Origin of the sequence: Archangium sp., from assembly GCF_036388035.1 — a bacterium.
Taxonomy (GTDB): Bacteria; Myxococcota; Myxococcia; order Myxococcales; family Myxococcaceae; genus Archangium.
Genome location: NZ_DASVSO010000952.1, coordinates 1 through 5,430, shown reverse-complemented (window position 1 = coordinate 5,430; position 5,430 = coordinate 1). Strand labels below are relative to the sequence as shown.

Below are 5,430 nucleotides of genomic sequence, written 5' to 3'. Positions count from 1 at the left end.
GTGGTTGGACCGGCTCGCCCGCCGCCCGCTCGCCAGCGCGCACGAGTTCCTCATCGAGACCCTCCAGGGCTCGCCCGAGTTCCACCAGGGCAAGCTGCGCGTGCTCGGGCTGCACGAGGCGGTGCTCGCCCTGCTCGTGTCGGAGAGCAACAAGGCGCGCGCCTACGCCATCGAGTACGCCCGCGCCCACGCGCAGGACCTCCCCGCCGAGCGCCTCGCCGAGCTGCTCGAGGGCGAGCACAATGACGTGAAGGCCTACGCCGCCGCCGTGCTGGAGAAGAGGGACCCGCGCGAGCTGGGCCCGGACTTCCTCGGCCGGCTGCTCGTCCACAAGCCCACCGCGAAGTTCGCCGCCAAGGCCCTGGAGCAGAGCTTCGACCGCGCCGAGCTGCCCCAGAAGTTCCTCTTCGACATGCTCTTCGGCGACGAGGCGCAGACGGAGTGGGCCCAGCGCTACCTCAAGTCCAAGTACGGCAAGGGTGAGCTGCCCCCCGCCTTCTGGAAGGCCCTCCTCGACGACGAGCGCCTGGAGGAGTACGGCAGCGACGTGGAGGAGCAGGCGCTCGACGCGCTCAAGGGCTTCAAGCCCGCGGACATTGGCGCCGACTGGCTGCTGGACCGCTCCATCCACCCGAGCTTCGGCGACACGGTTTCCGACTGGCTCACCGAGGCGGACGCGCTGCCCGGCCTGGACGTGGAGCGCGTGAAGGGGCTCGTCTTCAACGCGAAGTTCCGCGGCGTGGCACTGAGGCTGCTGGGCAACCGCAAGCTCTTCGCGCCCCGGGACGTGGGGATTCCCTGGCTGCTGGCGCTCGCCCGGCGCGCGGACCCCACGCTGCACGAGTTCGCCCACCGCTACCTGCTGGAGAACGTGGTGCCCGCCGACTTCAGCGAGTCCGGCGACGCCACCGCGGGCCTGGAGCGCCTCTTCGAGCTGGCGCTCGGCGCGAAGCAGCCCGCCCCCGTGCGCGCCTTCGCGCAGACGTACCTGCGCTGCCACCACCCCGTCATCGGCCCCGAGCAGCCCGAGTCCAAGTCCTTCCAGCTCAAGCCCAGGGCGCCTCGCAACGCGTACACCCCCGAGCGGCTGTGGCCCGCCCTCTTCGACGCCCGCGACGACGTGCGCCACTTCGCCCTCGCGGTGACGCGCGTGGAGCTGCGCGCCTGGGGCTGGCACACCCGCGTGTACGAGCTCGCCGAGGCCAACGCCAAGGAGGTGCGCAACCTCGCCTATGACGCCCTGCTCGACGCGGGCGAGGAGGGCGCCGACAAGCGCCGCACCCTCACCCCGGACGAGCTGGATCCGGTGAAGGTGTTCACCCTCTCCGAGAGCACCAAGCGCTCCACGCGCGAGGTGGCCGTGGAGCTCATCCGCCGCCACTACGCGCGCCTGGGTGGGCCCGAGCGCCTCGCATGGCTCATGGAGAGCGCCGACCGCGAGGTGGGCCTCTTCGCCATCCGCCTCCTCTGGGAGAAGCACCGGCCGCTGCACCTGCCGGAGGGGTGGAAGCCCTCGGGCGCCAAGGAGTCCCCCGTGGCCGCCACCGAGCGCTTCGCCAACGTGGAGGCCCTGCGCTCCTTCCTGCGCCGCATGCTCTTCGGCCTGCCCCCGGGGCGCTCCAAGGAGGCCCGCGAGGGCGTGGTGGCACGCAGGCTCCCGGCCAGCGAGGCCAAGCGCCGCGTGATTGAGCTGGTGAGGGACCTGGGCCTGGAGGACGAGAGCTTCGCCCGCGTCGTCGCCCCCGTGCTGGCCGAGTTCACCGGCTCGCTGGCGAAGGGTGAGTGGCAGAGTTGCCTGGCCTCGCTGGTGAGGCTGCGCGCGGCGCACCCCGGCGTGGAACTCGGAGGAGTCTGACGCATGGCTTCACTGTCCATCGGCCATTACGAGAAGGTCCGCGCGCTCGCCGCCAATGCGCGCCTGCTGCTCGTCGGGGGCGCTCGCGCCTCCGCCACCAGCCGCCTCACCGCCTACGAGCCCGCCACCAACAAGGTGGCCTGGAGCGTGGAGCTTCCCGCCGCCGTCCTCGGGCTCGCCCTCGCCGGTGAAAGCTGGGTGGCCGCTTGCGCGGATGGGGCCGTGCGCGTGGGCGCGCTCGGAGACGGAGCCGTGCAGCGCGAGGTGAAGGACGCCCACCAGGGTGCCTGCACCGCCGTCGCCGTGAATCCGGACGGCACCCGCGCCTTCTCCGTGGGCATGGATGGGGCCTTGCGCGCCTGGGAGCTCGGCAAGGGCAAGCGCGTGCACGAGTGGCAGGCCTCGCCGCAGCCCCTGCGCGCCGTCGCGGTGGACTCCAGCGGCACCTATGCCGCCTGTGCCGGTGACGACTCCGTGGTGCGCTCCTTCACCCTCGCCAACGGGGCCCGGCGTGACATGCCCGGCCACGAGGGCGCGGTGCGGGCGCTCGCCTTCACCCCGCGCGACGGGCGCCTCGTGTCCGCCGGGGACGATGGCAAGCTGCGCATCTGGTACCTCGTGGGCGCCGTCGAGTCCGAGGTGCGCGGCGACAAGGACTCCGGCCATGCCGGCGCCGTGCTCGCCCTCCTCTTCCCGCCCACACCCACGCCCGAGCGGGGCGAGGAGGCCGCGGACCGCATCTTCTCCTCCGGGAGCGATGGCAAGGTGAAGGCCTGGCGCCTGGACGAGCGCCGCAAGCCGCGCACGCTCGAGTGCGGCAGCAAGCCCGTGCATGCCCTCGCCTTCGCGCCGCCGGTGAGCACGCGGCAGGCCAAGGTGCAGCTCGGCCTCGTCTACGCGGGCGGCGAGGACCGCACAGTGCGCCGCTTCGAGCTGGACACCGAGGGCAAGCCCTCCACCGACGCCACCCCGTACGCCCACGGCTTCGACGTGCTGGAGGAGGCCCGCCGGGCCAACCGCCCCAAGCGCGAGGCCGCCGTGCGCGAGGCCGCCGCGCTGGACGAGCCCGAGGCGCTCGACTTCGTGCTCGCCGTGCTCTCCGCGGACCGCGAGCACGAGGTGCGCAAGCTGGCCGCCGAGGAGCTGGGCAAGCACGGCCGCGTCGGGGCCCGCGCGAAGCTCCGCGAGCGGCTGGACGACGACAACACCCTGGTGCGCGTCTCCGCGCTGTGGGCACTCACCCGGCTGGAGAAGGAGTCCCCGCTGGCCGCCCCGCGCGCCGCGCTGGACTCGCGCTACCCGGACACCCGCATCGCCGGCCTGCGGGCGCTGGCCTCGCTCGGGGGGACGTCTCCGCTGGTGCCGGGCCTCATCGCCAGCAAGCTGACGGACGCGGACGCCACCGTGGGCGTCACCGCGCTGGACGTGCTGGTGCAGGTGTCCCCCAAGGGCAGCACCGAGCCGCTGAAGACGGCCTTCGAGCGCGGCCCCGCCCACCTGCGCGCCGAGGTGCTCATCCGCACCGCGGGCGCTGGCTGGCTCGGCTCGCCGCAGTTGCAGCCCCTGGTGGCGCGGGCCCTGGATGACGCGGATGCCGACGTGCGCCGCGTGGCCTTCACCGTGCGCGTGCTGGAGCGCCGGCCCCTGGCCCACGTGCTGGAGGAGAAGGACGCGGACTTCGCCCGTGCCGCCCTGGACGTCGCCCGGCGCCTCCGGACCGACCGCGACGCCATGCCCGCCACCGGCAAGGCCGGCGAGCCCCTCGCCGAGCCCAGCCTGGAGCCGCTGCTCGCCGCCATGGCCTGCCGCACGCCGGACACCGCCGTGCGCGGCGCCCGGGGCCTGGCGCAGCTCGGAGATGCCCGGGCGCTGGGTGCCCTGCTGCAGCTTTCCCGCGAGCCCGACGCCGCCATCCGCCGTCAGGCCGCCGAGGCCCTCCGCGCCCTCCAGGATGCCCGCGCCCGTGAGCGCCTCGTGTGGATGCTGGACGACGAGAACGCGGACGTGCGCGCCACCGCCCTCGACGCGGTGGTGACGCTCGATGCCGGCGAGGCTCCCCTCTCCAGCGCCGAGGCCGCCCTGCGCTCGTCCCATGAGGACGTGCGCGTCCGGGGACTCGACAGGCTGGTGAAGCTCTCGGGCAAACGCTCCGAGGCCGCCGTGCACCTGCTCGGCGACGCGCTGGAGGACGAGTCCGCCAAGGTGCGCGACGAGGCCTTCCGCACCCTCTGGTCCTGGAACGAGAAGAATCCCCAGGAGGCCATCGACCGCGCCCTCGCCGGCCGCTTCCCGGACCTGCGCCGCCGCGCCGTGGACGAGCTGGCCGCCCGTATCAAGGAGGACTGGGCGCTCGAGCGGCTGAAGAAGACCGTGGGCGATCGGGATGCCAGCGTGGCCCAGGCCGCCTACGAGGCGTGGGTGAAGCACGTGGGCAAGGAGAAGGCCGAGCCGCACCTCGCGGCCCTGGACACCGCCCACGCCTCGCTGCGCGCCCTGGCCGCGAAGAACTCCACCCAGGCCCCCGCCGAGACGATGCGCTCGCCGCTCCTCAAGGCGCTGCTGGCCGAGGAGCCGGGGGTGTACCTCGCCGCCCTCGAGGCGCTCGACACGCTCATAAAGGAGAACGGCCCGCTGCTCGCGGGGCTCGGCTCCGGCGAGCTACCGCTGAAGGTGCGCGCGGCCGAGCTGCTCGCCGCCCGGGGCGCCGAGGACATCATCGAGCCAATGCGCAACCTCCTCACCGACAAGGAGCTGCAGCGCAGCTGGCCCCCGGCCTTCCTCGCCCCGCTGCGCCAGCGCGCCGCGAGCGCCCTGGCCACGCTCGGCTCGCGCCGGCTGCTGTCCTTCTTCGCCACCACCCTCCTCAAGGACGAGGCCAGCGGGGTGCGCGAGCAGGCCGCCCGGGGCCTCGCCACCGCCAGCCGCCGGGGGGACGAGGGCTACCTGCTGGACGCGCTCGGCCACGCGGACGTGGCGGTGCGCTCGTGGGCCGCGGATGGCCTGTCGCGCCTCGGCGACATCCGCGCCCTGCCCGTCCTCACCGGCAACCTGCGCCACGAGCACGAGCCCATCCGCACCGGCGCCATCCTCTCCTTCGCGGCGCTCGGGCCGGACGGGGACAGCGGCCTGCTGCACGGCCTGGAGGACAGGGCCCGCGAGGTCCAGGAGACCGTCTTCGCCATCATCCTCGCCCGCGACCTGCGCGCCTCGCGCCGGGGCGAGCCGCCCGACCTGCTCATCAGTGCCCTCTCCAGTGGCCGCCCCGAGGTGCGCTACGCCGCCGCCCGCGCGCTGGAGCTGCGCACCGAGACCGAGGCCGCCCACGCCCACCTGGTGGAGGTGCTTCAGCCGCCCCGGCCCGAGAAGGCCGGCGACATGAAGGACTGGCCCGCCGAGGACGAGCGCGCCCGCCGCATGGTGGGGCTCGCCGAGGCGCTCGCCAGCGATGTGCCCGAGCAGCGCTACGCCGCCGCCCAGGTGCTGCAGCTGCGCCACAAGCCGCTCGACTACTTCTGCGAGGCCGCGAAGGTGGCCCGCCCGCGCTCGCTGGAGGCGCCCTGGAAGCCCGAGACGAC

At 74.2% G+C, this 5,430-nt stretch carries 2 protein-coding genes; both read left to right on the top strand.

Features of this window, described 5'->3' with window-relative positions:
• Positions 1 to 1,855 (top strand): hypothetical protein (locus tag VF697_RS39440; protein WP_331103339.1); only part of this gene is annotated, 1,855 nt, incomplete at its 5' end.
• Positions 1,856 to 1,858: 3 nt separating this feature from the next.
• A partial coding sequence (locus VF697_RS39435) for a HEAT repeat domain-containing protein (protein WP_331103337.1) occupies positions 1,859 to 5,430 on the top strand: 3,572 nt, incomplete at its 3' end.